Below are 26,260 nucleotides of genomic sequence, written 5' to 3'. Positions count from 1 at the left end.
CGCACGCGTCCCGACAGGCCCGCGCCGGCAAGGCGATGGCTGGCCGATGGGCATCCATTTATAATTGTCAGATTCGGCATCCAATTCACGCATTTTTCGGCAGATTTCCAACATGAGCGACAACACGCTTGCGAAGAGCTTCGAGCCCCATACCATCGAGTCCCAATGGGGGCCGGAGTGGGAAAAACGCGGCTATGCCGCCCCGGCATTCGATCCGTCCCGCCCCGATTTCGCGATCCAGTTGCCGCCGCCGAACGTGACGGGCACGCTGCACATGGGCCACGCGTTCAACCAGACGATCATGGACGGCCTCGCCCGCTACCACCGGATGCTCGGCGAGAACACGCTGTGGGTGCCCGGCACCGACCACGCGGGGATCGCGACCCAGATCGTCGTCGAACGCCAGCTCGACGCGCAGGGCGTGTCGCGCCACGATCTCGGCCGCGAGAAGTTCGTCGAGCGCGTGTGGGAATGGAAGCAGAAATCCGGCTCGACGATCACCGACCAGGTGCGCCGCCTCGGCGCATCGACCGACTGGTCGCGCGAATACTTCACGATGGACGACAAGATGTCGGCCGCCGTGCGCGACGTGTTCGTCACGCTGTACGAACAAGGGCTGATCTACCGCGGCAAGCGCCTCGTCAACTGGGATCCGGTGCTGCTCACCGCCGTGTCGGACCTCGAAGTCGTCAGCGAAGAGGAAAACGGCCACCTGTGGCACATCCGCTACCCGCTCGTCGACGGCTCGGGCTCGCTGACCGTCGCCACCACGCGCCCCGAGACGATGCTCGGCGACGTCGCGCTGATGGTCCATCCGGAAGACGAACGCTACGCGCACCTGATCGGCCAACGCGTCACGCTGCCGCTGACCGGCCGCGAGATCCCGGTGATCGCCGACGACTACGTCGACCGCGAATTCGGCACGGGCGTCGTGAAGGTCACGCCCGCGCACGACTTCAACGACTACCAGGTCGGCGTGCGCCACAAGCTCGCACCGATCGAGATCCTGACGCTCGACGCGAAGATCAACGACAACGGCCCCGAGCAGTATCGCGGCCTCGACCGCTTCGACGCGCGCAAGGCGATCGTCGCCGACCTCGACGCGCAGGGCTTCCTCGACTCCGTGAAGCCGCACAAGCTGATGGTGCCGCGCGGCGACCGCACGGGCGTCGTGATCGAGCCGCTGCTGACCGACCAGTGGTTCGTCGCGATGACGAAGCCCGCGCCGGAAGGCACGTTCAATCCGGGCAAGTCGATCACCGAAGTATCGCTCGACGTGGTGCGCGACGGCCAGATCAAGTTCGTCCCGGAAAACTGGACGACCACCTACTACCAGTGGCTCGAGAACATCCAGGACTGGTGCATCTCGCGCCAGCTGTGGTGGGGCCACCAGATTCCCGCGTGGTACGGCGAGAACGGCGAGGTGTTCGTTGCGCGCAACGAGGAAGACGCGCGCGCGCAAGCCGCCGCGAAGGGTTACACGGGCGCGCTCAAGCGTGACGAAGACGTGCTCGACACGTGGTTCTCGTCGGCGCTCGTGCCGTTCTCGTCGCTCGGCTGGCCGAACGAAACGCCCGAACTGAAGCACTTCCTGCCGTCGTCGGTGCTCGTCACCGGCTTCGACATCATCTTCTTCTGGGTCGCCCGGATGGTGATGATGACCACGCACTTCACCGGCAAGGTGCCGTTCCATACCGTCTATATGCACGGCCTCGTGCGCGACGCGGAAGGCCAGAAGATGTCGAAGAGCAAGGGCAACACGCTCGACCCGATCGACATCGTCGACGGCATCGACCTCGAGTCGCTGGTCGCGAAGCGCACGACGGGCCTGATGAACCCGAAGCAGGCCGCGACCATCGAGAAGAAGACGCGCAAGGAATTCCCGGACGGCATCCCCGCGTTCGGCACCGACGCGCTGCGCTTCACGATGGCGTCGATGGCGACGCTCGGCCGCAACGTGAATTTCGACCTCGCGCGCTGCGAAGGCTATCGCAACTTCTGCAACAAGCTGTGGAACGCGACGCGCTTCGTGCTGATGAACTGCGAAGGCCACGACTGCGGCAACGACAAGCCGGAAGTGTGCGGCGCGGGCGACTGCGGCCCCGGCGGCTACCTCGACTTCTCCGCGGCCGACCGCTGGATCGTGTCGCTCTTGCAGCGCACCGAAGCCGACATCGCGAAGGGTTTCGCCGATTACCGCTTCGACAACATCGCGAGCAGCATCTACAAGTTCGTGTGGGACGAGTACTGCGACTGGTATCTCGAACTCGCGAAGGTGCAGATCCAGAACGGCACGCCGGAACAGCAGCGCGCCACCCGCCGCACGCTGCTGCGCGTGCTGGAAACGGTGCTGCGCCTCGCGCACCCGGTCATCCCGTTCATCACCGAAGCGCTCTGGCAGAAGGTCGCGCCGCTCGCCGGCCGCTATCCGCAGGGCAAGGCCGAAGGCGAAGCGTCGCTGATGACGCAGGCGTATCCGGTCGCGAACCTGCAGAAGCTCGACGAGGCGTCCGAGCAGTGGGCGGCCGACCTGAAGGCGATCGTCGACGCGTGCCGCAACCTGCGCGGCGAGATGAACCTGTCGCCGGCCACCAAGGTGCCGCTGCTCGCGGCGGGCGACGCCGAGCGCCTGCGCTCGTTCGCGCCGTACGTCCAGGCGCTCGCGCGCCTGTCGGAAGTACAGATCCTCGCGGACGAAGCGGCGCTCGACAAGGAAGCGCACGGCGCGCCGATCGCGATCGTCGGCCCGAACAAGCTGGTGCTGAAGGTGGAAATCGACGTCGCGGCCGAACGCGAGCGCCTGTCGAAGGAAATCACGCGCCTGACGGGCGAGATCGCGAAGTGCAACGCGAAGCTCGGCAACGAGGCTTTCGTCGCGAAAGCCCCGCCGGCCGTGGTCGAACAGGAGCAGAAACGCGTCGCGGAATTCCAGAGCACGCTCGAAAAACTGCGTGCGCAGCTCGATCGGTTGCCTGCGTAACAAACGGTAAGGTCGTTTGCGTTCACTATAATGCGGACGTGAACATAGACCGTCTGACAAGTCGATTACAGGAATAAAGGTTCGATCATGTTGAAAGTCACCAAGGCGGTATTCCCCGTTGCCGGTCTCGGCACGCGGTTCCTCCCGGCAACGAAGGCGAGCCCGAAGGAGATGCTGCCGGTCGTCGACAAGCCGCTGATCCAGTATGCGGTCGAGGAAGCGATCGCGGCGGGCATCACCGAGATGATCTTCGTCACCGGGCGCAGCAAGCGCGCGATCGAGGATCACTTCGACAAGTCGTACGAGATCGAGGCCGAACTCGAGGCGCGCGGCAAGGAAAAGCTGCTCGAACTGGTGCGCAGCATCAAGCCGAGCCACGTCGACTGCTTCTACGTGCGCCAGCCGGAGGCGCTCGGCCTCGGCCACGCGGTGCTGTGCGCGGAAAAGCTGGTTGCCGACAACCCGTTCGCGGTGATCCTCGCGGACGACCTGCTCGACGGCAACCCGCCGGTGATGAAGCAGATGGTCGACGTGTTCGACCACTATCACAGCTCGGTGATCGGCGTCGAAGAGATCCCGCCGTCGGAGACGAAGTCGTACGGCATCGTCGACGGCAAGGAATGGGAAGAGTCGATCGTCAAGATGTCGGCGATCGTCGAGAAGCCGGCGCCGGAAGTCGCGCCGTCGAACCTCGGCGTGGTCGGCCGCTACATCCTGAAGCCGCGGATTTTCGAGCACCTGCGCGCACTGAAGCCGGGCGCGGGCGGCGAGCTGCAGCTCACCGACGCGATCCAGGCGTTGCTCGCCGACGAACAGGTGCTGGCCTACAAGTATCAGGGCACGCGCTACGACTGCGGCAGCAAGCTCGGCTACCTGAAGGCGACGGTCGAATTCGCGCTGCGCCACCCGGAAGTCGGTGCGGAGTTCGAGACGTACCTGCGCACGCGCGACGGCGCTCAACCGACCGTCTGAACGCGGCAAGGGCGCGCCCCGTCGGGCCCGCCCTCACCTCACGGCCACCGCTTCAGCGCGCGTCGGCCGGCTTCACCGAGACGACGCCCGGCATGCCGCCCGCGTCGTCTTTTTTCGTCTTGACCAGCCAGCCGCTGCCGTCGCCGAACGGCACCTTCGCCAGCGCGCTCTTCACGAGCGCCGGCGCGGCCTGCTGCGTGCCCGGATCGCGGTCGCGCAGCGAGGCCGATACGCGATAGACGTCGGCGCCGGATTTCGCATCGACGAAACGCAGCGTCAGCACGTGGCGGTACACGCGCCCCATGAACGGCAGCGCGAGCGGCGCGGGCCCGTCGACCGTCACGCAGGCGCTGCTCGCCGCGCCGCACCGCTCGGCGATCGCCGCGACCGCCGCCGGCTGCGTCGCATACGCGATCGACAACCGGTAACGCGCGTCCTTGAGCGGCTGCGCATCGAAGCCGCGGCGCGCGAGCTCGTCGCGCACGAGCGTCTCGATCTGCCGGTACTCGGCATCGCCCGCCTGTGCGGCCGTCCGCACGAAATCGTAGCCGTGCGCACCGGATGCAAATGCATTCGGCTGCCCGACCGCGCTCACGCCGGTCGTCACGCCGGCGCAACCCGTCAACAGCGACGCCGCCAGCGCGGTCGCTGCCCATTGCTTTCTCATGACTTTCCCCAAATGCCTGCCGTCGCGCCCGGCCCTGTCAGGCGGACGGCTCGTCGATCGCGGGCAGCGACACCGTCACCGCGGTACCGACACCCACTTCGCTGTCGACCGACACGCTGCCCCCATGGCGCGTGACGACCGTCTTCACGAACGCCATGCCGAGCCCGGAACCCGAGATTTCGGGCCGCTCGCCGGCATGGAATCGCTTGAAACGCTCGAACAGATGCCGCTGATCTTCCGGCGCAATGCCGTACCCCTGATCGCGAATCGTACAGAACATCCGCTTCGATGCGTGCTCGACCGTCAGCGTACACGTGATCACCGTGTCGGACGGACTGTATTTGACCGCATTGTTCAGCAGGTTCACGAAGGCGCGCGTGATCAGCGAACGGTCCGCGCGCACCCAGCACATGTCGGTGCCCACGCCGGTCTCGACGCGGATGTGTTTCGCCTGCGCCTGCGGCCACACCTCGTCGCTCGCATCGATCAGCACGTCGACGAGGCTCGTCACCTCGAGCTGGTACGCCTGCGACTCGGCGCGCGCCAGCTGCACGAACTCGTCGGCGAGCGACAGCGCGCGGTGCGCATAGCGCTCGATCCGCGCGAGCAGCCCGCGCATCGCGTCGCTCTCGACGCGGTCGCGCTCGATCTCGACCAACGCGAGGATCGACGACTGCGGCGAGCGCATGTCGTGCGACAGCAGGTGCAGTGCTTCCTCGCGCTGCCGCTCGGCCGCGTGCAGCTCGGTCACGTCGACGAGGCCGGCAATCCAGCCGGTCACGCGCCCTTGCGCGTTGGTACACGCCGCGTAGCGTAGCAGATGGTCGAGCCCGTCGCGATCGCGCACCTCGATGCCGCGCGCCATCGCGTCGTGCTCGGCCTCGAGCGTCGGATCGAGCACGGCCGGCCAGTGCTCGCGGATCGCCGCGTCGTGCTCGGCGTTGCCGTCGACGGTCTTCATGAACGTCAGCTCGCCAAGCGCGGTGCGCAGCGGCCGCCCTTCCGGCAGCGGCAACGCGAGCCGCGACCCGTAGCGTTTCGCGGCATGGTTCGCGATCAGCACGGTGCCCGCGAGATCGGTCACGAAGATCGGCTCGGGCATGCTGTCGAGGCTGTCCCACACGAAGCGCTTCATGTCCTGCACGCGCTGCGCGGCCTGCGCCATCAGCGCCATCTGCCGCTCCAGCACGTCGCCGCCGACGCTGCGCGTACGCGGCGCCTCCGGCAGCAGGTGCGGTTCGTCGGCAAGCTTCTGCAGCTCGCGACGCAGGTACGACATCGTCATTTCGAGCCGCCGCCAGTTCCAGATCGGGTAGACGGCAATCAACCCGAAGATCGCCGGCGCCGGCGTGAGCCAGATGCGCGCCTCGAACAGCAGCACGAGGCTCGCGACGACGGCGAGCGCGGCCAGGCTCAGCGTCAGCAGCAGCGCGCGCCACGGCGACAGCATCAGGAAGCCGCCGAGCAACACGGCGAGCGGCAGCAGCGACGCGACGAACAGCCCCGCGCGCGACGCGGGCGAGATCGCGCTGCCGGTTGCCAGCATGTCGAGCACGTTCGCATGGATGTACACGCCGGCGAGCGGGCCGAACTCGCCGGACACCGGCGTCGCGAAGCGGTCGTACAGCCCCGACGCGGTCACGCCGACGACGACGATCTTGCCGCGCAGCGCGTCGGGCTTCACGCGCCCTTCGAGCACGTCGTCGAACGACAGCGTCGGATACGCGGGCGTATTGCGGCTGAACGGGATCAGGTAGCGGCCGTCGCCCGCCGCATCGCGCGACAGGTCGTGCGCGTTCGCGCCGGGCACGCCGCCGACCGGGTGCAGCCGGCCGGCCTGGATCGCCCGATAGACGGGCACCATCAGCTGCGGCCAGCGCACGCGCCCGTCGCTTTCGAACAGCGCGACGCTGCGCACGATGCCGTCGCGATCGACTTCGAGATTGATATGGCCGAGCCCCGTCGCGCGCGCGGCGAGCGCGGCGACCGGCGGATCGACCGAGCGCGTGCCGTCCGCCTGCTCGGGACTCAACAGCACCGGCAGGAAAGTCGGCACGCGGCTCATCGCATCCGCGAACGTGCGATCCTCCGGCGACGGTTCGGTAAACAGCACGTCGTAGACGACGGCGGCCGGCTGCGCGCGCGCGAGCGTGTCGAGCAGCCGTGCATGCACGTCGCGCGGCCACGGCCAGCGACCGAGCGCGGACACGCTCTGGTTGTCGATGTCGACGACGACCACGTCGGGCGACAGCGGCAGGCTGCGCAGCATCAGCAGCCGGTCGTAGATCAGCCCGTCGACGCTCGACGACAGGCGGCCGAGCGCGCACGCGAGAATCACCGCGATCCCGAGACAGCCGATCGCGATCCATTCGATCAGGAAGCGGCGGCCGAGGCGCCGCCGCGGAGAAACGGAGTCGGGTTTCATGCGCCGCGGGTCAGCGCGACAACGTGAACGCGCTGACCGGACTGGTCTTCTCGTAGAACTTGCCGCCTTCGAATTCCTCGACGGTCACGGCCCAGAAATAGTCGCCCGGCGGCAGGTGCGCGACGGTGATCTGGCGCGCGTGCAGGCCGACTTGGTCGACGACCGGCGCGCTCAGGTCCTTCGAGCGCGACAGCACGAACCGGTAACGCGCCCCCTTGCCCGAACCGTTCGGCGACCAGCGGAACTCGTAACCGCCCGCGCCTTGCGACGCGCTCGCGTCGAGCCCCATCACGCGGCGCTCGAACGCATAGGTGCGCGGCAGCCCTTCGAGGCCGTTCGCATCGATCGCGGCGATCCGCACGAAGTAATTCCCGTTCGGCACGTCGCGGAACACCGCACGCGGCGAATCGGTGCGCGTTTCGCGGAACAGGTCGAGCAGCCCCGCGTCGTGCGCGAGCTGCACGCGATACGCTTGCGCCTGCGGGAGCGGCGCGACGTCGAATGCGACATCGGGCTCGTCCTGCACCTTGTCGGGATGCGCGAGCGAGGGCGCGCCCAGCAGCTGGACGGGCGCACCGACCGCGCCGGACGACGTCGCGACGCTGCCGAAGTTCGCATGCACGAGGGTCGCGCCGGCCGGCTGCCGGCCGCCCGCGACGCCGACGGTGCCGTCGAGCACTTCGACGCGCGTCGCCGCATTGCCGGCCGCGTCGTAGTTCACGCGAAAACGCGTGCCGCGCACGCCGGCCACGACCGACGGCGAGCGGATCTGGAAGCGGTCGTCGCGCTTCTTCAGGTGGGTGACTTCGCTGTCGACCGAGCCGCGCGTGAGTTCGAACTCGCGATCGAGCGTGCCGGTCAGCACCGTGCGGCGCAGCGACTTCAGGTCGAGCTGGCTGTCGGGCGGCAGGCTCATGTGCGTGCCGTCGGTCAGCTCGATCGTCACGAAGCCGTTCGGGCCGGTGCGCACGCGGTCGCCTTCGGCGAGCGTCGCATCGTTCGCGAGCGGCGCGAAAGCCGCGCCGGACGCGCGCTCGGCCGTGCCCTGCACCGCGATCACGCGTGCGGTGAGCTTTTCCTTGCGCAGCCGCGCGACCGGCAGCTTCAGCGCGACGCCGGGCTGCAGGTGCTTCGGCGCCGGCACGCCGTTGATCTGCTGGAGCAGTTGCCAGTCGTCCGCGCCCTGCAGGTAGCGCGCGGCGACGTCGTACAGCGTGTCGCCCGCCTGCGTGCGATAGACGACCATCTTGCCCGCGGCGGCGGGCGGCTGCGCCGCGGCCTGCTGCGCGGTGAACGCCAACGCGACCGCGCAGGCGGCGCGCAGCGCCGCCGTGCGCACACTCGCCGTGCGCTGCGTGATTCGCATGGTCACTCCGGTTCCCCCTGGCCGACCCGCTCGAGCCGGTAGCCGTACCCATAGATCGGCGCCAGACGGTAGCCGTTTTCGGGCCGTAGGCCGAGCTTGGTACGCAGCATCGAAATATGCGTGTCCATCGTGCGCGACGGAATGTCGGTCGCCTGCTTCCACACGAGGTCAAGAATGTGCGCGCGCGACAGCGGCCGGTCGAGATGCTGGAACAGCAGCAGCGCGAGCTCGAATTCCTTTTGCGTGAGGCTCACGGCCTTGTCGCCGACGTACGCCTGCTTCAGGTTCACGTCGAAACGGAACTGGTCGAATTCGCGGACGGTCGCCTCGGCGTTGACCGGATACGCGCGGCGCAGCAGCGAACCGATGCGCGCGCGCAGGATCGGGCCCGACACGGGCTTGACCACGTAATCGTCGGCGCCGGCGTTGAGGATCTGCGTGATCCCCGCCTCGTCGTCGCGGCTCGTCATGAAGATGATCGGCAGGCTGTGCTCGGTTTGATTGGCGCGCACCCACTTGAGCACTTCCTCGCCGGACATGTCGGGCACGTTCCAGTCGAGCACCAGCAGATCGAACGTCTCGCGCTGCAGGCGCTTCTTCAGGGCCTTGCCTTCCTTGAACGCATAGCACGTATGGCCAACGGCCGTCAGCGTTTGACTGACGAAATCCGTCTGGGCCGGATCGTCATCCAGTACAGCAATTCTCATAGCACCCCGCAAATCGAAGTCGATTCGTCCATCCGGCTCCCGCGCCTGCCCCGGCCGCGCAGCCTGCGCGCGGCGTCCGGATACCGGCCGGCGAGCCGTCGTTCGCCGCTTGCGCCACCTGCGCAAACCGGCGACCCCGGTCAAATATCTCAAAAACGGGGCACGGACGAACCGGCGATTTCATCATAGTAGTATGAAATTCGCCAAGAAATTGCGCGGACTATCGCCCTTTCTTCGAATAATCCTTTCTGTTGCGCAACCGGGCGCCTATTCGGCGCCCGCGATGCCGGCCACCGGCTCGGCAAAATCGTCGATCGGCATGCGTGGCGACGGCGACTCCGACAGCGGCGGTTGCGCAAGCATCCGCTGCAGCTGGTCGCGCACCCGCTCCCAGGCATGGGCCGCATAGTCGGGCTGGCCTGCCGCCCATGCCTGCGCCAGATCGAACACGCGTTCGATCGTCGCACCGCAGTAGGTCAGGCCGGAGCCGTCGTCCCGCGCGGCGTCGCGCAGCCGTTCGTCGAGCCATTCGGCCAGCCACGGCATCTCGGCCGCGGCCGAATCCGCATACGCCTCCAGCGCGGCACGCGCGTGGCGGTCCTGTTGCGGATCGAGCTCGATCCGGCTCAATTCCGAGGTGCGCACGGGCGCAATGCTTTCCGCTCCGGACGGACTTCGAAGGGTCCCTGGTCTGAAGGACATGTCCTCTCCCCGTTGTACGACGGTAGCGTCAGGCATGGCCCCCGTGCCCGCCGTACGACGTACCGTGGCCGGCGCCTCCGCTGGGAGCGGACGACCGGCCGGGTCAGTATACGCAGCCGGTCACGCAACGAGGTTTAAGAATTGTCAGAGAGGGGCGCCCGGCTAGGGGCGCCCGGTCAAGCGCGCCGGCCAGGAGCCCGGCGCGGCGGGACGTGCGACGCGCGCCGTCAGCGGCGACGCATCAGGAACACGAAGGTCTTGTCCTGGGTCGTCGATTCGACGATCTCGTTGCCCGTCTGCTTCGCGAACGCGGCGAAATCGCGCTGCGAGCCCGGATCGGTCGCGAGCACCTTGAGGATCTGCCCGCTTTCCATATCGGCAAGCGCTTTCTTGGCACGCAGGATCGGCAACGGGCAATTGAGCCCGCGCGCGTCCACTTCCTTGTGAATCTGCATCGGCTGTCGACCTTCGAATGACGCGCCACACACGGCGCGGGAGGAAGCCGCGATTTTACCGCAGCGCCGCGGCGCCTGCCCGGCCCGCCCACGGCCGGGCGCCCGCCGGCGCCCGGCTCACGCGCCGGAAAAGCCGCCCGCGAGCCGTTCGCGCAGATGCCGCACGAGCGCGCGCACCGCGCTCGGCACGACCGGGCTGTACGGGCGGATCGCGAAAATGTGGTCGCCGAACGCGCCCGACGGCCGCCAGCCGTCGAGCAGCGCGACGAGCCGGCCGGCGTCGAGATCGCGCCGCGCGCTGAAGTCCGGCAGCAGCGCGATGCCGAGCCCGCCGAGCGCGGCCTCGCGCATCGCCTCGCTGTTGTTCGCTGCGAAACTGCCGCGCACCGGCACGCTCACGCGCTGGCGCCGGCGGCCGTCCGGCTCGAAGCTCCACGCGGCCGGCTCGTTGTCGCGCAGGTAGCACAGGCAGCTGTGATCGACGAGTTCGCTCGGGTGGCGCGGCGCGCCGCGCGCGTCGAGATAGTCGCGGCTCGCGACCAGCAGCGAACGCGTGTCGCACAGCTTCCATGCGACGTGGGTCTGCGGTGCGGTGGTCGTATGGCGGATCGCGAGGTCGAAGCCCTCCTGCGTCAGCGAATGCAGGCGGTCCGACAGGTCGAGCTCGATCTGTACGCCCGGATGCTGGCGCAGGAAATCGGGCAGGTGCGGCACGACCTGCTGGCGGCCAAGCGCGACCGGCGCCGTCACGCGCAGCAGCCCGCGCGGCTCGCCGGCGAGATCCTTCACGCGCGCGAAGTGCTGGCCGATCGACTCGAACGCGTCGCGCGTGCTGTCGACGAGCGTCTGGCCCGCGTCGGTGAGCCGCACGCTGCGCGTGGTGCGGCGCACGAGCGGCACGCCGGCCGCCTTTTCGAGATCGGCGATGCGCTGGCTCATCGCGGCCTTGCTGATGCCGAGCCGCTGCGCGGCAGCGGTGAAACTGCCGGCCGCGGCCAGCACCGTCAGTGAATGGATATGCGGCCAGAGCGCCTGGACATTTTGCTGATTCATCCACTGATTATTCAGAATTCTGAACAGTGAATCAAGTTTCGCGGTCTTCTCGCGCCCTGCCGCTTTGCCTAGACTAGGTTCCGTCCACCCCCTATTCCCAGGAGACACGCATGACCACGGTTCCCGCCTATACGTCCGACGCCGACGTCGGCCACTACCTCGACGGCGCGCCCGTCGCCGGCCGCAGCGGCCGCTTCCAGGACGTCTTCAATCCCGCGCTCGGTCGCGCGGTGCGCCGCGTCGCGCTCGCCGGCAACGACGAGGTCGAACGGGCCGTCGCGTCGGCCCGTGCCGCGTTCCCGGCCTGGGCCGACACGCCGCCGATCCGCCGCGCGCGCGTGCTGCACCGCTTCCTGCAGCTGATGAACGAGCACCGCGACACGCTCGCGGCGATCATCACCGCCGAGCACGGCAAGGTGTTCTCGGACGCGCAGGGTGAAGTCGCACGCGGCATCGACATCATCGAATTCGCGTGCGGCGTGCCGCAACTGCTGAAAGGCGACTTCACCGACCAGGTCAGCACCGGCATCGACAACTGGACGATGCGCCAGCCGCTCGGCGTCGTCGCGGGCATCACGCCGTTCAACTTCCCGTGCATGGTGCCGTGCTGGATGTTCCCGGTCGCGCTCGCGACGGGCAACACGTTCGTGCTGAAGCCGAGCGAGCGCGACCCGTCGGCCGCGCTGTTCATCGCCGACCTGCTCACGCAGGCAGGCCTGCCCGCCGGCGTGTTCAACGTCGTGCAGGGCGACAAGGGCGCGGTCGATGCCCTCCTCGACCACCCGGACGTGCAGGCCGTCAGCTTCGTCGGCTCGACGCCGATCGCGGCCTACGTGCAGCAGCGCGCGGTGCAGTCGGGCAAGCGCGTGCAGGCGCTCGGCGGCGCGAAGAACCACCTCGTCGTGATGCCCGATGCGAACATCGACCAGACGGTCGACGCGCTGATCGGCGCCGCGTACGGCTCGGCCGGCGAGCGCTGCATGGCGATCAGCATCGCGGTGCTGGTCGGCGACGTGGCCGACAAGATCGTGCCGGCCGTCGCCGAGCGCGCGCGCAAGCTGGTGATCGGCGACGGAATGTCGCCGGAAGTCGAGATGGGCCCGATCGTCACCGGCGAAGCGTTGAAGCGCATCGAAGGCTATATCGAGCAAGGCGTGAACGAAGGTGCGCAACTGGTGGTCGACGGCCGCGGGCTGCGCGTGCCGGGCCGCGAGGCAGGCTTCTTCACCGGCGGCACGCTGTTCGATCACGTGAAACCCGACATGCGGATCTACAAGGAAGAGATCTTCGGGCCGGTGCTCGGCTGTGTGCGCGTGAAGGATTTCGGCGAAGCGGTCGACCTGATCAACGCGCACGAGTTCGGCAACGGCGTGTCGTGCTTCACGAGCGACGGCGGGATCGCGCGCGAATTCGCGCGGCGCATCCAGGTGGGGATGGTCGGCATCAACGTGCCGATTCCGGTGCCGATGGCATGGCACGGCTTCGGCGGCTGGAAGAAGAGCCTGTTCGGCGACATGCACGCGTACGGCGAGGAAGGCGTGCGCTTCTACACGCGCCAGAAGTCGGTGATGCAGCGCTGGTCGTCGAGCATCGGCAAGGGCGCCGAATTCGCGATGCCGACCGCGAAGTAAGCCGGCCGGAGCGCCCTCCGCCGCTGCGTTCGGCGGGCGGCGCACCGCCAGCCGGGATCAACCGGCCTTCGTGCCGTGCGCGCCGTCGGCGGTCGGCAGGTACGACAGCTCGAGCCGGTACGCGAGCGCGACGAACAGGCTCTGCGCGAGGCCCATCGTGGCCGTCAGTGCACGAAAACCGAACGTCGCGCTGTCCTGCACCATCAGCGTCACTTCCGCCTCCCGCGCGAGCGGGCTCATCCGGCTGTCGGTGATCGCGATCAACCGCGCGCCGCGCTGCGCGGCCTGCTGCGCGACCTGCACGGTCTCGTCCGCATACGGCATGAACGAGATCGCGATCATCACGTCGCCCTCGCGCACCGAGCGGATCTGGCCGAGATGCATGCTGCCGAGCGCGCTGAACAGCCCGATCCGCTTGTCCGTGTGCTGCAGCGCATAGTCGAGATACACGGCGATCGGGAACGCGCGCCGCGACCCGGCGATCCAGATCGCCTGCGTATCGGCGAGCAGGTCGACGGCCTGCGCGAGCGCCTGCGAATCGAGCGTCTGCCGCAACTGCTGCATCCCGGCAATGCTGCCCTTGATGAATTCGTCGGCGATCTGTTCGGGCTGCAGGCTCGACGAGCCGGCCTCGATCACGTCGCGCAGCCGCAGGTTGTACGCGCGCCCCGGCGCGATCTGCTGCGCGAGCCCTTCGCGGAACAGCCGCTGCATCTCGGAGAACCCGGAGAAGCCGAAGTGCTTCGCGAAGCGCACGACGGCCGACGGCTGCACGCCGCAGGCCTCCGCGAGCGACTGGATGCCTTCCAGCCCAAGCTGGTCCCGATGCGTTTCCACGTGGCGCGCAATCACCTTCAGGCGATTGCTGAGGCTGTCGTACTCCTGCGTCAGGTGCTGCAGGAACGCCTCGACGGTGGCGGGAGGTTTCTCGGATGAACTCATCGGATAGCGCGAAGTTGACGGCCCCGGTGCGCGCGCGTGGCTGGCCGGCACGGCCCGGGGCTCGACTGGATACATGCATGAAGGGCGAATTTAATCACGTTTGCGGCACGGCCCGCGCCGCCTGCTCGCTCCCACGCGCTCGATCATCACTTGCACACGCTCCACGGCAAGACTGAAAACGATTGTCCAACGCGCTCGCGGCGTCGTAAAGATTAGGGCGTCTACCGAGGCCGGCGGTCGCGAACAAACGCGACCAAACGCGACGACGCGCGGCGCAGCCGGCCCGCCCCCGTTTCAACGATAGTCGACCCACACGCTGCCCGCATCGGCCGAACGCACGCAATTCTCGACCCACCGTACGCCCTCGACACCGGCGTGCACGTCCGGAATACGGATGGCCTTCACCGCCGCCATGTCGCCGCGATCGGCCGCGTCCATTGCGAGCGCGAAGCGCGCGTAGAGGTTCGACCAGGCCTCGAACAACCCTTCCGGATGCCCGGCGCCGATGCGGTCTTCGCGCAATGCGTGCGGATGGAGGTACGGCATCCCGCGATCGAGCACCTGCGCGGGCTGCCCCTGGATTTCGTAGCGCAACTGGTTCGGATGCTCGTCCCACCATTCGATGCTCGCCTTCGAGCCGATCACGCGCACCTTCTGCCCGTGCATCGAGCCGGCATTCACCGCGCTCGACCATACGTAGCCGATCGCGCCGGTGTCGTATTCCATGATCGTGAACGCGTTGTCCTCGAGCGGCGCGCGGCTCTTCACGAAGCTCTGCCGCGAACACATCAGCCGCCGGATCTTCAGTGCCGGCGCCATCACCTCGGAGATGTACAGCGGATGCGTGCCGATGTCGCCGAGCACGTAGCTCGGGCCCGCGAACTTCGGATCGACGCGCCAGCGCGCGGCCGCGCTCGCGGCCTCGACGCCCTCGCTGTGGAAGCCGTGCGCGAACTGCATCTGCACGATGCGGATCTCGCCGAGATCGCCGCGCGCGATCATCTCGCGCGCCTGTTCGATCATCTGGTGTCCGGAATAGCCGTACGCGACGCCGACGATCCGGTTCTTCTCGACCGACAGACGCTGCAGCGCCTCGGCCTCTTCGGTCGTGAAGCACAGCGGCTTCTCGCAGACCACGTGCAGCCCCGCGTTCAGCGCGGCGCGGCAGATCTCGAAGTGCGTGTTGTTCGGCGTCGCGATCGACACCGCACGAATGCCGTCGGGGCGACGCGCCTCGGCGTCGAACATCGTCGCGTAGTCGGGATAGCAGCGCTCGGCCGCGACACCGAGCTTCACGCCGAACTGGCGGCCGCGCTCGGGATCGAGGTCGAATGCGCCGGCGACCAGCTGGAAGCTGCCGTCGCGCAGCGCGGCCGACCGGTGGCTGTAGCCGATCTGGCTGCCGAGACCGCCGCCGACCATGCCCCAGCGAATCGAATGGCCAAGCAGAATCTGTCCGTCAATCATGATGGTGGTGTTCCTGGTGCGGGTTCAGGGGATCATGCAAAACCGGCCGACGCGAGAAACGCGCGGCTCGCGGCGACGTCGCGCAGGCTCGTGCCGGCGTTGCGCGGGTCGCGCTCCTGTTCGATCGTGATGTAGCCCGCGTAGCCGATGTCGACGAGCGCCTGGCGGATCGCCGGGTAGTCGAGCACGTCGGTGCCGATCGGGCACATCACGCCGCGCGCGCAGGCCGCGAAGAACGCGATGTGCTCGCCCATCACCGCGTCGTATACGGCCGCGTCGATATCCTTGAAGTGCACGTAGTCGAGCCGTGCCGCATGGCGGCGCAACCACGTTTCGGGGTCCATGCCCGAGTAATACAGGTGGCCGGTGTCGAGACACAGGCCCGCCGTGTCGGCCGGCATATCGGCGACGATCCGGTCGATCTCGTCCGCGAACTCGATGTAGCCACCCGCATGCGGATGGATCACCGCGCGCACGCCGAACTCGTCGCGCGCGATCGTCGCGATCTGCCGGATATGGTCGACCATCCGCGCCCAGCGCTCGGCGGACAGCCGCGGCGCGCGATCGCCGTGGCCGGCCGCGTAGTCGCGTTCCTCGTGGCCCCAGTCCATCACGACCAGGTATGGCGCCGCGTAGCGCTGGCCGTCCTGCGTCGGCAGCTTCGGCAGTTGCGTGATCAGCGCGCAGATGTCGCGCGTCTGGCGCAGCAGGTTCGGCAGGTTCTCCGGCGACACGAGATCGTCGAAGATCGTGCCGGCCGTGATGCTCAGGCGTTGCCGTTCGAGCTCCGCGCTCACCGCGTCGAGATCGAGCGGGATGTAGCCGTACGGCCCGAGCTCGATGCCCGAGTAGCCGGCCTGCGCGGCCTCGGCAAGCACGTGCCGCCACGGCGGCAGGTGCGGGTTCTTCACGTCGTCGACGCCCCAGCAGCAGGGCGCGCAGCCAATCTTCATCGTCATGTCGGTCGGTCCGGCAAGTAAGCGGCGCGCAGCCGCGGGTCAGCCGCGATAGAACGCGGGACGCTCGGCCATCGCGATCGGCTCGACCGCGCCGCTCTGCTGGGCCCGCACGCACGCGTCGGCCGCGACCGCCGCCGCGTAGCCGTCCCACGCGGACGGCCCGGTCAGCGCGCCCTGCCGCACACCGTCGATGAACGCCTGCAACTCGACGTCGTACGACGCGATGAAGCGCTCCTTCCAGTCGGTCATGATCTCGACCGACTGCCGCGCCGCATGCTTGAGCCCGACGGCGGGCGGATCGGGCAGCTTCGCGATGCCCTGCTCGCCGACCACCTCGCACTGGATGTCGTAGCCGTACTGGCAGTTCACGAAGATCTCGACGTCGATGCGCACGCCGCTCGCGGTCTCCAGCAGCACGATCTGCGGATCGGCGAGATGCGCGCTCGCATGGCGCGTCTTCTTCGGATAGACGACCTGCGCGCTCGTGTAGTCCTCGCCGAGCAGCCAGCGCAGCACGTCGAGTTCGTGGATCAGCGTGTCGGTGATCGCCATGTCGGTCGTGTAGCGCTCGCCGACCGACTGGTTGCGGTGCGCGCAATGCAGCATCAGCGGCGCGCCGATCTGGCCGCTGTCGATCACGCGCTTGAGCGCGCGATAGCCTTCGTCGTACGGCCGCATGAAGCCGACCTGCACGAGCCGCTTGCCGTGCGCGACTTCCGCTTCGACGATCCGCATGCAGCCGTCGGCCGTGACGGCCAGCGGCTTCTCGCAGAACACCGGCTTGCCGTGCGCGATCGCGTCGAGCACGAACGCTTCGTGCGTCGGCCCCCACGACGTGACGAGCACGGCCTGCACGTCGGCGGCCGCGACCACTTCGTGGCCGTCGCCGTAGATCTCGGCGTCGAGCCCGTACTTCGTCACCGCATCGCGCGCCTGCTGCGGATCGATGTCGTTGACGGCCACGACGCGCGCGCCGGACAGCGTGCGGGTCAGTCTGCGGATGTGGTCCTGGCCGATCGCGCCGCAGCCGATCACGCCGATTTGCAAGGTCATGCAGTTCTCTCCAGTCGTTCGTTCATCAGCGACGCGGCCCGTGCCGCGCCGGTCAGTCATCGGTCATCAGCCGTTCAGCGCGCGGTGCGATCGAAATGGCGATCGACGTAGCGCTGGATCGCGTCGCGCATGTAGCGCGACGACGCTTCCGCGCGGTCTTCCCACGCGAACACGCACGACGACATCACGCCGTCGAAACCGGCCGCGCCGAGCGCGCGGAAAAACACGTCCCAGTCGATCTCGCCCTGCCCGATGTCGAGATGCTGGTGCACGCGGATCTGGTTCGAGCCGGGCGGGTTCACGATGTAGCGCAGCTGGCTGCTCTTGCGGTGGTCGAACGTGTCGGCCACGCGCACGTGCGCGAGGATCGGCGCGGCCTGCGCGATCATCGCGGCCATGTCGTCGCCGTAGTAGAACGTGTGCGGCGCGATGTACGACAGCTTCAGCGACGGCGAACCGAGGTTCGTGACGATGTCGATCGCCGGCTGCAACTGCTCGATCCAGTCCTCCGGATGCGGCTCGACCGACAGCACGATGCGTTCGCGCTCGAAGATCGGCAGCAGCTCGTCCATCGAGCGGAACCACGCGGCCTCGCACAGCTCCTTCGGGTTCGCGCCCGGCCGCTCGCCGACCGAGCGCTCGGGCGACGCGCCGCGCCCGAACTCCGACACCATCAGCGGGCACTCCATCTCGACTGCCACCTCGATCGCCTTCTTCCAGCAGCGCACCGACCATTGCCGCTCGTCGTCGAACGGGCTTGCCCAGCGGTACATCGGCTGCAGCGACGCGAGGCCGACGCCGCTCGCGCGCAGCGCCTGGCGGAACGCGGCCATGCGTTCCCGCGTCGCACGCGGCATCACCCACCAGTCGAGAAAGTCGCTGCGCGGCGACAGCTCGATCTGGTCGTAGCCGAGCTCGGCCACCGCGTGCGGCAGCCGGTCGAGCGGCAGATGGCGAATCATGTAGGGGTCCAGCGCGATCTTCATCGGGTGTCCTATGCGAAGTCTGATTTTGGGATCACGCGCGCGCTCAACGGCGCGACTTCTTGTTGCGGTACTGGTCGGCGATCACGGCCGCGACGATGATCGCGCCCTTCACCATCTCCTGGTAGTACGCGTCGATGCGGATGAACGTGAAGCCCGACGTCATCACGCCGAGGATCAGCACGCCGATCACGGTGCCCGTCACGCGGCCGAGGCCGCCCGACAGCGACGTGCCGCCGATCACGACGGCCGCGATCGCATCGAGCTCGTACATCACGCCCATGCCCGACTGGCCGGAGATCGCGCGCGCGGCCGTCACCGTGCCGGCGATCCCGCTCAGCAGGCCCGCGATCGCATAGACGAACACCAGGTGCCGCGTGACGTTGATGCCCGACACGACGGCCGCATGGCGGTTCGCGCCGATCGCATAGGTGTACTTGCCGAAGCGCGTATAGCGCAGCACGACGTGGAAGATCGCGGCGATCACGAGAAAGATGATCACCGGGTTGGCGCCCGCGCCGATCGCCGCGAACTGGTCGGTCAGCATCGACACCGGCATCCCGTTGGTGAACCACTTCGCGAAGCCGCGCGCGGCGACCATCGTGCCGAGCGTCGCGATGAACGGCGGGATGCCCGTCATCGCGATCAGCGAGCCGTTCAGCAGGCCGACCAGCAGCCCGACGCACACGCCGGCCAGCACCGGCCAGATGATCGGCAAGTCGGTGAGGTGCGGAAACACCGCGCGCGGGAAGTCGGACACCTGCGCGAGGCTCGCCGACACGACGGCCGCCGCCGCGACGACCGACCCCGACGACAGGTCGATCCCGCTGGTGATGATCACGAGGTTCACGCCGACCGCGATGATGCCGATCACGGCCATCTGCAGCACGATGATCTCGAGCCGCTCGGTATTGAACAGGAAGCTCTGGCCGACGACGATCCAGCCGACGATCTCGAAGAACAGGCTGATGCCGACCAGTACGAGGAAGATGCTCAGTTCGGGCGGCCACTTCGTATGCCGCGACTTGAGTGTCATGGTCTGCGCATCCGCGACCGGGTTCAGGTTGCCCATTTCAGTTGTCTCCAATCTTGTTTCGGCTCAGCGCGACGCGAGATCCATGATGCGGACCTGGTCGGCGTCCTTGCGATCGACGATGCCGGTCATGCGCCCTTCGTGCATCACCATCACGCGATCGCTCATCCCGAGCACTTCCGGCATTTCCGACGAGATCATCAGCACCGCGACGCCCTTGCCCGCGAGCGCGCTGACGAGCCGGTGAATCTCGGCCTTCGCGCCGACGTCGATGCCGCGGGTCGGTTCGTCGAGAATCAGGATGCGCGGCTGCGTGAGCAGCCACCGGCCGATCAGCACCTTCTGCTGGTTGCCGCCCGACAGGTTCTGGATTTCCTCGTGCAGCCCGGGCGATTTCACGCGCAGCATCCGGCTCATTTCCTCGCAGTCGCGCTTCAACTGCGCCTGCTGCACGAAATTGAACTTCACGTAGCGGTGGCTGAGCACCGCCGCTTCCATGTTCGCGAGCAGGTCGAGATTCAGGAAGCAGCCGGAATCCTTGCGGTCCTCGGTGAGGAACGCCATCCCGTGCTTCATCGCCTGCGCGGGCGTCGCGATCCGCACCGGCTTGCCGTCGATGCGGATTTCGCCCGAGGTGGCCGGCACGACGCCGAACAGCGCCTCCGCGACGTTCGAGCGCCCCGAGCCGACGAGGCCGGCGACGCCGAGAATTTCGCCCGCGCGCAGCTCGAAGCTCACGTCGCGGAACACGCCGTCGACGCAGAGATCCTTCACCGACAGCACGACGTCGCCGATCGGCACGTCCTCCTTCGGGAACATCTGCGTGATCTCGCGCCCGACCATCATGCGGATGATGTCGTCGCGCGTGACGTCGCTCGACGCATGCGTGCCGATGTACTTGCCGTCGCGGAACACCGAGAACTCGTCGGCGATCTCGAACAGCTCGTTCATCTTGTGCGTGATGTAGACGATGCCCTTGCCCTGCTCGCGCAGCTGGCGAATGATCCGGAACAGGTGCGTGACTTCCTTGTCGGTCAGCGCGGAGGTCGGCTCGTCCATGATCAGCACGTCCGAGTCGAACGACACGGCCTTCGCGATCTCGACCATCTGGCGGCTCGCGACCGTCAGCGTGCGCACGTCGGTTTCCGGATCGATGTCGATCGACAGCCGCTCGAACAGCGCGGCCGTGCGGCGGCGCAGCTCGGCGTGATCGATCAGGCCGAAGCGGTTCTTCGGTTCGCGGCGGATCCAGATGTTCTCCGCGACCGTCATGTACGGCATCAGGTTGAGTTCCTGATGGATCATCGCGATCCCGCGGTCGAGCGCGTCGAGCGGGCCGTTCAGCACGACCGGTTCGCCGTTGATCAGGATTTCGCCCTGGTCGGGCGTGTAGACGCCCGCGATGATCTTCATCAGCGTGGACTTGCCGGCGCCGTTCTCGCCCATCAGCGCATGAACGGTGCCGCGGCGCACGCGGAACTGCACGCCGTCGAGCGCGACGACGCCGGGAAAGGACTTGCCGACCCCGCGCACCTCGAGCACGCAGTCGGCCGCGGAAGGCGGCGGCGAACCGGACGCGCCGGCCGCCCCGGACGAAGCCGCCGGGGCGTCGCCGGCGGCCATCGGGCGCGCGATCCTGGCTGTAAACATGGACGTTCCTCGACAAGTCGCGCGAACCCGGCGTACCGGGCCCGCGCAGTTCAACGGAAAAACCGGTCAGTGCTTCGCGTACTGGTTCATGTTGTCGGGCGTCACGAGCTCGAACGGCACGTTCACGTAGCGATCGACGGGCTGCTTCTTCGCGAGCTTGAGCGCCGCGGCCACCGCCTGCGCGCCCTGCCCGGTCGCGTTCTGGTACACCGACACCTTCAGCTCGCCGGCCTTCATCGCGGCAAGCCCGTCCGGCGTCGCGTCGATGCCGGCGACGACGGTCTTCGGCGTGAGCTTGCGCGCGGCCTTCAGCGCGTTGATCGCGCCGATCGCCATTTCGTCGTTGTTCGACACGATCGCGTCGAACTTGGTCCCGGAGCTCAGCCAGTTCATCGTGATGTCCTGGCCCTGCGTGCGGCTCCACTTGCCTTCGCGCTTGTCGACGATCTTCATGCCCGCGCAATCCTTCGTCGCGATCACGTCCTCGATGTCCTTGGTGCGGGCGCGCGCCGATTCGTTGGACAGCTCGCCCATCAGCACGAGGATGTCGCCCTTGCCGCCGAGCAGCTTGCACACCTGGCGCGCCTGCAGCGTGCCCGACTGCTTTTCGTCGGAGGCGACGACCGCGACGCCGGCCGGCAGCTTGTCGAAATCGACCGGCTTGCGGTTCACGTAGACGAGCGGGATCTTCGCGGCGGTCACCATCTTCGTGATCTTCGGCGTCGCGTCGGTATCGACCGCGTTCACGATGATCGCGTCGACCTTCTGCGCGATCATGTTCTGGACCTGGCTCAACTGCTTGCCGACGTCGTTGCCGCCGTCCTCGATCTGCACCGTCGCGCCGTCCTTCTTCGCCGAATCGGCGATGCTGTTGCGCAGGATGGTCAGGAATGTGTCGTCGAACGATGCCATCGTCACGCCGATCTTCTCGGCATGCGCGAGCGGCGCAGCCAGGATCGCGGCGGCCGCGACGGCCATCAGCTTGGTCTTCATGATCAATCTGTCTCCTCATCTCCGGGGGGCGGAAGACGGCGCGTTGCGCGCCGCCGGGCCGAGTCCGATCGGGTCCGATCGGGACTGAAGCATCCGGATGAAACTGTAGATCACTTCCTCGAAAATTTGGAAATTTATTTCTACGTGATTTCACCTAGGGAACTGGATTTCCAAAAAGTCTAGACTCCGTTCCGTAGCCCGAATCCCGGCGACAGGCAGCCTCGCGTCGTGCAGCACCTGCTGCGGACAGCCGTCGCCGGATCGGTCCCCTAATCTGCCGGCAGCGCCGAACGCCGGCCGCGAGCGTGACACGTGATATGAGCCTGCTGAACTTTCCGAGTGACCGCCCCATCGATCTCGCCTGCCTCGGCCGCGTGGCCGTGGATCTCTATGCGCAGCAGTACGGCAGCCGCCTCGAGGACGCGCGCAGCTTCCAGATGTATCTCGGCGGCTCGTCGGGCAACGTCGCGTTCGGCGTCGCGCGGCTCGGGCTGAAGACCGCGATGATTTCGCGCGTCGGCGACGAGCAGATGGGCCGCTTCCTGCGCGAGACGCTCGAGCGCGAAGGCTGCGACACGAGCCAGTTGCAGACCGACCGCGAGCGCCTCACCGCGCTGGTGCTGCTCGGGCTGAGGGATCGCGATACGTTTCCGCTGCTGTTCGTGCGCGAGAACTGCGCGGACATGGCCGTGCGCGCCGACGAGATCCGCGAGGACTTCATCGCCGGTTGCCGCGCGCTCGCGATCACCGGCACGCATCTGTCGACGCCGGGTACGCGCGAGGCGTCGCTGACCGCGTTGACGTATGCGCGCAGCCACGGCACGGTGCGCATCCTCGACATCGACTACCGGCCGGTGCTGTGGGGACTGACCGCACGCGGCGCCGGCGAAAACCGCTACGTGCCCGACGCGCAGGTGACGCGGCAGTTGCAGCAGGTGCTCGGCGAATTCGACCTGCTGGTCGGCACGGAGGAAGAATTCCTGATCGCGGGCGGCGTACCGCACGACCTGGTCGGGTCGTTGCAGGCGGTGCGCGCGATCACGAACGCGACGCTGGTCGTCAAGCGCGGTGCGCTCGGCTGTTGCGTGATCGAAGGCGACATTCCGGCCAGCATCGACGCTGCGCCGACCTTTCTCGGCGAGCGCGTCGAGGTGCTCAACGTGCTCGGCGCGGGCGACGCATTCCTGTCGGGCCTGCTGTCGGGGCTGCTGCGCGGGCGCGACTGGGCCGAATCGACGCGCATCGCGAACGCGTGCGGCGCGATCGTCGTGTCGCGCCACGCGTGCTCGGCCGCGATGCCGACGCCGGCCGAACTCGCGCACTGGTTCGACGGCAGCCGCAATCCGGTAGTCGATGCCGACCGCACGCTCGCGCACCTGCATCGCGTGACGGTGCCGCGCCGCGACTGGGACGACCTGTGCGTGATGGCGTTCGACCATCGCAGCCAGTTCTACGAGCTCGCGGTGCAGGCCGGCGCGGACGAAGCGCGGATCAAGACGCTGAAGCGCCTGCTCGTGCGCGCGGTCGAACAGGTCGAGCGCGATCGCGGCATCGCCGGCCACGTCGGCGTGCTGATCGACGGCGGCGCGTACGGCAGCGACGCGCTCGCGTCGGCCACCGGGCGCGGCTGGTGGGTCGGCCGTCCGGTCGAGCTGCCGGGCTCGCGCCCGCTGCGGTTCGACGACACGCGCTCGGTCGGCTCGTCGCTCACGCACTGGCCGACCGAACAGGTCGTGAAGTGCCTGGTTCACTATCACCCCGACGACCCCGTCGACCTGCGTGTCGAGCAGGAGCAGCGCGTGCTGGAACTGTGGGAAGCCACGCGTGCGAGCGGCAACGAGCTGCTGCTGGAAATGATTCCGCCGCGCGCGGTCACGCCGGCCGGCACCGAGGACGACGCGGTGCTGCGCACGGTCGCGCGCTTCTACAACCTCGGCGTGAAACCCGAATGGTGGAAGCTCACGCCGCTCACCGCCGACGGCTGGACGCGGCTCGCCGCGCTGATCGCCGAGCGCGACCCGCATTGCCGCGGCGCGGTGATCCTCGGGCTGAACCAGCCGCTGCAATACCTCGTCGACAGCTTCCGCTCGGCGACCAACCCGATCGTCAAGGGCTTCATGGTCGGCCGCACGCTGTGGGCCGATGCGTCGCTGAACTGGTTCGCGGGCCGGATCGACGATCAGGCGCTGATCGACGAAGTGGCCGGCAATTTCGCGCAACTGGTCGACGCGTGGCTCGGCCGCCGGGCCGCCGCCCGCGCCGCCGCGGCCTGATGCCTCCGTTCGTGACGACCACCCGACTTCTCTCTATCGACCGACGATGACCACCACCGTAAGACTGACCGTCAGCCAGGCGCTCGTGCGCTACCTGGCCGCCCTGCGCGCCGAAGTCGTCCAGCCCGACGGCCGCACCGAGATCCTGCCGTACTGCGGCGGCGTATTCGCGATCTTCGGCCACGGCAACGTGGCCGGGCTCGGCGAAGCGCTGCACGCGGAGAAGGACCGGCTGCCGACGTTTCGCGCGCACAACGAACAAGGAATGGCCAACGCGGCCGTCGCGTTCGCGAAGGCGAATTTCCGCCAGCGGATGATGGCCGCGACGTCGAGCATCGGCCCCGGCGCGACCAACATGCTGACCTCGGCCGCGCTCGCGCACGTCGGCCGCCTGCCGCTGCTGCTGCTGCCCGGCGACGTGTTCGTGTCGCGGCTGCCCGACCCCGTGTTGCAGCAGGTCGAGGATTTCGAACAGGGCGACGTCAGCGCGAACGACTGCTTCCGGCCCGTGACACGCTACTTCGACCGCATCACGTCGCCCGAGCAACTGCTCGTCGCGCTGCCGCGCGCGATCCAGGTGATGACCGATCCCGCGCAGTGCGGCCCCGTCTGTCTCGCGCTGCCGCAGGACGTGCAGACCTTCGCGTACGACTGGCCCGAGGCGTTCTTCGCGCCGCCGCTGATCCGGATGCGCCGGCCGCCGGCCGACGCGCTCGAGCTCGCCGATGCGCTCGACGTGCTGAAGGCCGCGAAGAAGCCGCTGATCGTCGCCGGCGGCGGCGTGCTGTACAGCCAGGCGTGGGACGCGCTGCGCGCGTTCGCCGACACGCATGGCGTACCGGTCGCCGAATCGCAGGCCGGCAAGGGCAGCCTCGCGTGGGATCACCCGCTGAACCTCGGCTCGATCGGCGTGACGGGCTCGCCCGCCGCGAACCGCGCGGCCGCGCAGGCCGACGTCGTGTTCGCGGTCGGCACGCGGCTGCAGGATTTCACGACCGGTTCGCACGCGCTCTACGGCGACGCGACGCTGCTGAGCCTGAACGTGCAGCCGTTCGACGCGGGCAAGAAACGCGGCCGGCAACTGGTGGCCGATGCGCGCACGGGCCTCGGCCAATTGTCGGCCGCGCTGGCCGGCTGGCGCGCCGACCCGGCGTGGATCGCCGCGAGCCGCGACCAGGCCGCCGCGTGGAACGCGCGCGTGACGGAGCTGACCACGCGGATTCCGACGGACACGCTGCCGTACGACGCGGAAGTGATCGGCGCGGTGCGCGACTCCGCGGCCGACGCGGGCCTCGACAGCGCGCGCGACGATCTCGTCGTGTGCGCGGCCGGCACGCTGCCGGCGGAGTTGCACAAGCTGTGGCGCAGCGGCGTGCCGGGCAACTACCACATGGATTACGCGTATTCGTGCATGGGCTACGAAGTCGCGGGCGGCCTCGGCGCGAAGCTCGCGCGGCCCGAGCGCGAAGTGATCGTGATCGTCGGCGACGGCTCGTACATGATGCTCAACGCCGAACTCGCGACCTCCGTGATGCTCGGCCGCAAGCTGATCGTCGTGATCCTCGACAACCGCGGCTACGGCTGCATCGAGCGGCTGCAACTGAATTGCGGCGGCGCGAGCTTCAACAACATGCTCGACGACTGCGTGCCCGAAGGCGGCGAACGCTCGACGATCGACTTCGCGATGCACGCGCGCGCGATGGGCGCCGAAGCCGTGCACGTGCGCGACATCGGCGAATTGCGCGACGAAATGAAACGCGCCCGCGCGGCGAAGAAGAGCCAGGTGCTCGTGATCGACACCACGCACCGTCGCACGACCGACGACGGCGGCGCATGGTGGGAAGTCGCGGTGCCGCAGGTGTCCGAACGCGCGGGCGTCGTGGACGCACACCGCGCGTATCTCGACGCGAAAACCCGCCAGCGACGCTGAGCCGCCCCCTTTCCATCGG

Annotated in this window: 20 protein-coding genes; 5 read left to right on the top strand and 15 right to left on the bottom strand. The window is 68.1% G+C overall.

Annotated features, from left to right (window positions below; all coding sequences use genetic code 11):
* Nucleotides 1-112 precede the first annotated feature (112 nt).
* Entirely contained in the window at nucleotides 113-2,980 is a 2,868-nt protein-coding gene (locus MMB92_RS21060) for a valine--tRNA ligase (RefSeq protein WP_006497752.1), read from the top strand.
* A gap of 87 nt (nucleotides 2,981-3,067) precedes the next feature.
* The gene (gene galU / locus MMB92_RS21055; RefSeq protein ID WP_006490437.1) at nucleotides 3,068-3,952 is read left to right on the top strand and encodes a UTP--glucose-1-phosphate uridylyltransferase GalU; all 885 of its coding nucleotides are present in this window, start codon (nucleotides 3,068-3,070) and stop codon (nucleotides 3,950-3,952) included.
* 52 nt (nucleotides 3,953-4,004) lie between these two features.
* Here galU and MMB92_RS21050 read toward each other — a convergent pair whose 3' ends face one another.
* The 7 genes from MMB92_RS21050 to MMB92_RS21020 form a co-directional block, all read right to left on the bottom strand.
* On the bottom strand, nucleotides 4,005-4,619 hold the full coding sequence (locus tag MMB92_RS21050) for a DUF4136 domain-containing protein (RefSeq protein WP_006490440.1): 615 nt from the start codon (nucleotides 4,617-4,619) through the stop codon (nucleotides 4,005-4,007).
* 37 nt (nucleotides 4,620-4,656) lie between these two features.
* The gene (locus tag MMB92_RS21045; protein ID WP_006490408.1) at nucleotides 4,657-7,044 is read right to left on the bottom strand and encodes a CHASE2 domain-containing protein; all 2,388 of its coding nucleotides are present in this window, start codon (nucleotides 7,042-7,044) and stop codon (nucleotides 4,657-4,659) included.
* Nucleotides 7,045-7,054: 10 nt separating this feature from the next.
* Nucleotides 7,055-8,416, bottom strand: a complete 1,362-nt coding sequence (locus MMB92_RS21040; RefSeq protein WP_058901381.1) for a FecR domain-containing protein — start codon at nucleotides 8,414-8,416, stop codon at nucleotides 7,055-7,057.
* On the bottom strand, nucleotides 8,413-9,117 hold the full coding sequence (locus tag MMB92_RS21035) for a response regulator transcription factor (protein ID WP_006490421.1): 705 nt from the start codon (nucleotides 9,115-9,117) through the stop codon (nucleotides 8,413-8,415). The genes MMB92_RS21040 and MMB92_RS21035 overlap by 4 nt, the downstream gene beginning before the upstream one ends.
* 267 nt (nucleotides 9,118-9,384) lie before the next feature.
* Nucleotides 9,385-9,819, bottom strand: coding sequence for a hypothetical protein (locus MMB92_RS21030; protein ID WP_034200673.1), 435 nt, complete (start codon nucleotides 9,817-9,819; stop codon nucleotides 9,385-9,387).
* Between the two features lie 227 nt (nucleotides 9,820-10,046).
* Nucleotides 10,047-10,274 carry a sulfurtransferase TusA family protein gene (locus MMB92_RS21025; RefSeq protein WP_006402122.1) on the bottom strand — a complete coding sequence of 76 codons (228 nt, stop codon included), beginning with the start codon at nucleotides 10,272-10,274 and terminating at the stop codon, nucleotides 10,047-10,049.
* Nucleotides 10,275-10,391: 117 nt separating this feature from the next.
* Nucleotides 10,392-11,327 carry a LysR family transcriptional regulator gene (locus MMB92_RS21020; protein ID WP_196446001.1) on the bottom strand — a complete coding sequence of 312 codons (936 nt, stop codon included), beginning with the start codon at nucleotides 11,325-11,327 and terminating at the stop codon, nucleotides 10,392-10,394.
* Nucleotides 11,328-11,437: 110 nt separating this feature from the next.
* On the opposite strand from MMB92_RS21020, the gene MMB92_RS21015 reads away from it, so the two are divergent.
* Nucleotides 11,438-12,958, top strand: a complete 1,521-nt coding sequence (locus tag MMB92_RS21015) for a CoA-acylating methylmalonate-semialdehyde dehydrogenase (RefSeq protein WP_277562906.1) — start codon at nucleotides 11,438-11,440, stop codon at nucleotides 12,956-12,958.
* 57 nt (nucleotides 12,959-13,015) lie between these two features.
* On the opposite strand, the gene MMB92_RS21010 is transcribed toward MMB92_RS21015, so the two are convergent.
* From MMB92_RS21010 to MMB92_RS20975, 8 genes are all read right to left on the bottom strand, one after another.
* A complete protein-coding gene (locus MMB92_RS21010; RefSeq protein WP_196446000.1) occupies nucleotides 13,016-13,900 on the bottom strand; it encodes a MurR/RpiR family transcriptional regulator in 885 nt (294 codons plus the stop codon).
* A gap of 294 nt (nucleotides 13,901-14,194) precedes the next feature.
* Nucleotides 14,195-15,367: a Gfo/Idh/MocA family oxidoreductase gene (locus MMB92_RS21005; RefSeq protein ID WP_006488917.1), complete on the bottom strand. Its 1,173-nt coding sequence runs from the start codon at nucleotides 15,365-15,367 to the stop codon at nucleotides 14,195-14,197.
* 32 nt (nucleotides 15,368-15,399) lie between these two features.
* The gene (locus MMB92_RS21000; protein ID WP_277562905.1) at nucleotides 15,400-16,326 is read right to left on the bottom strand and encodes a TIM barrel protein; all 927 of its coding nucleotides are present in this window, start codon (nucleotides 16,324-16,326) and stop codon (nucleotides 15,400-15,402) included.
* 39 nt (nucleotides 16,327-16,365) lie between these two features.
* Entirely contained in the window at nucleotides 16,366-17,379 is a 1,014-nt protein-coding gene (locus MMB92_RS20995) for a Gfo/Idh/MocA family oxidoreductase (RefSeq protein ID WP_006497760.1), read from the bottom strand.
* A 74-nt stretch (nucleotides 17,380-17,453) separates the two neighbouring features.
* Nucleotides 17,454-18,365, bottom strand: coding sequence for a sugar phosphate isomerase/epimerase (locus MMB92_RS20990; protein WP_196445999.1), 912 nt, complete (start codon nucleotides 18,363-18,365; stop codon nucleotides 17,454-17,456).
* A 43-nt stretch (nucleotides 18,366-18,408) separates the two neighbouring features.
* Nucleotides 18,409-19,434 carry an ABC transporter permease gene (locus MMB92_RS20985; protein ID WP_034200677.1) on the bottom strand — a complete coding sequence of 342 codons (1,026 nt, stop codon included), beginning with the start codon at nucleotides 19,432-19,434 and terminating at the stop codon, nucleotides 18,409-18,411.
* 27 nt (nucleotides 19,435-19,461) lie between these two features.
* A complete protein-coding gene (locus MMB92_RS20980) occupies nucleotides 19,462-21,045 on the bottom strand; it encodes a sugar ABC transporter ATP-binding protein (RefSeq protein WP_012492539.1) in 1,584 nt (527 codons plus the stop codon).
* 66 nt (nucleotides 21,046-21,111) lie between these two features.
* Nucleotides 21,112-22,038: a sugar ABC transporter substrate-binding protein gene (locus MMB92_RS20975; protein WP_012492538.1), complete on the bottom strand. Its 927-nt coding sequence runs from the start codon at nucleotides 22,036-22,038 to the stop codon at nucleotides 21,112-21,114.
* A gap of 317 nt (nucleotides 22,039-22,355) precedes the next feature.
* Between MMB92_RS20975 and iolC the strand changes: the two genes are divergently transcribed.
* The gene (gene iolC / locus MMB92_RS20970; protein WP_196445998.1) at nucleotides 22,356-24,311 is read left to right on the top strand and encodes a 5-dehydro-2-deoxygluconokinase; all 1,956 of its coding nucleotides are present in this window, start codon (nucleotides 22,356-22,358) and stop codon (nucleotides 24,309-24,311) included.
* A gap of 46 nt (nucleotides 24,312-24,357) precedes the next feature.
* A complete protein-coding gene (gene iolD / locus MMB92_RS20965; protein ID WP_196445997.1) occupies nucleotides 24,358-26,241 on the top strand; it encodes a 3D-(3,5/4)-trihydroxycyclohexane-1,2-dione acylhydrolase (decyclizing) in 1,884 nt (627 codons plus the stop codon).
* Nucleotides 26,242-26,260: the final 19 nt, after the last annotated feature.

Source organism: Burkholderia sp. IO2, from assembly GCF_029522185.1.
In the GTDB taxonomy this organism is placed as follows: Bacteria; Pseudomonadota; Gammaproteobacteria; order Burkholderiales; family Burkholderiaceae; genus Burkholderia; species Burkholderia cenocepacia.
This window is presented reverse-complemented; position numbering and strand designations above follow the sequence as displayed.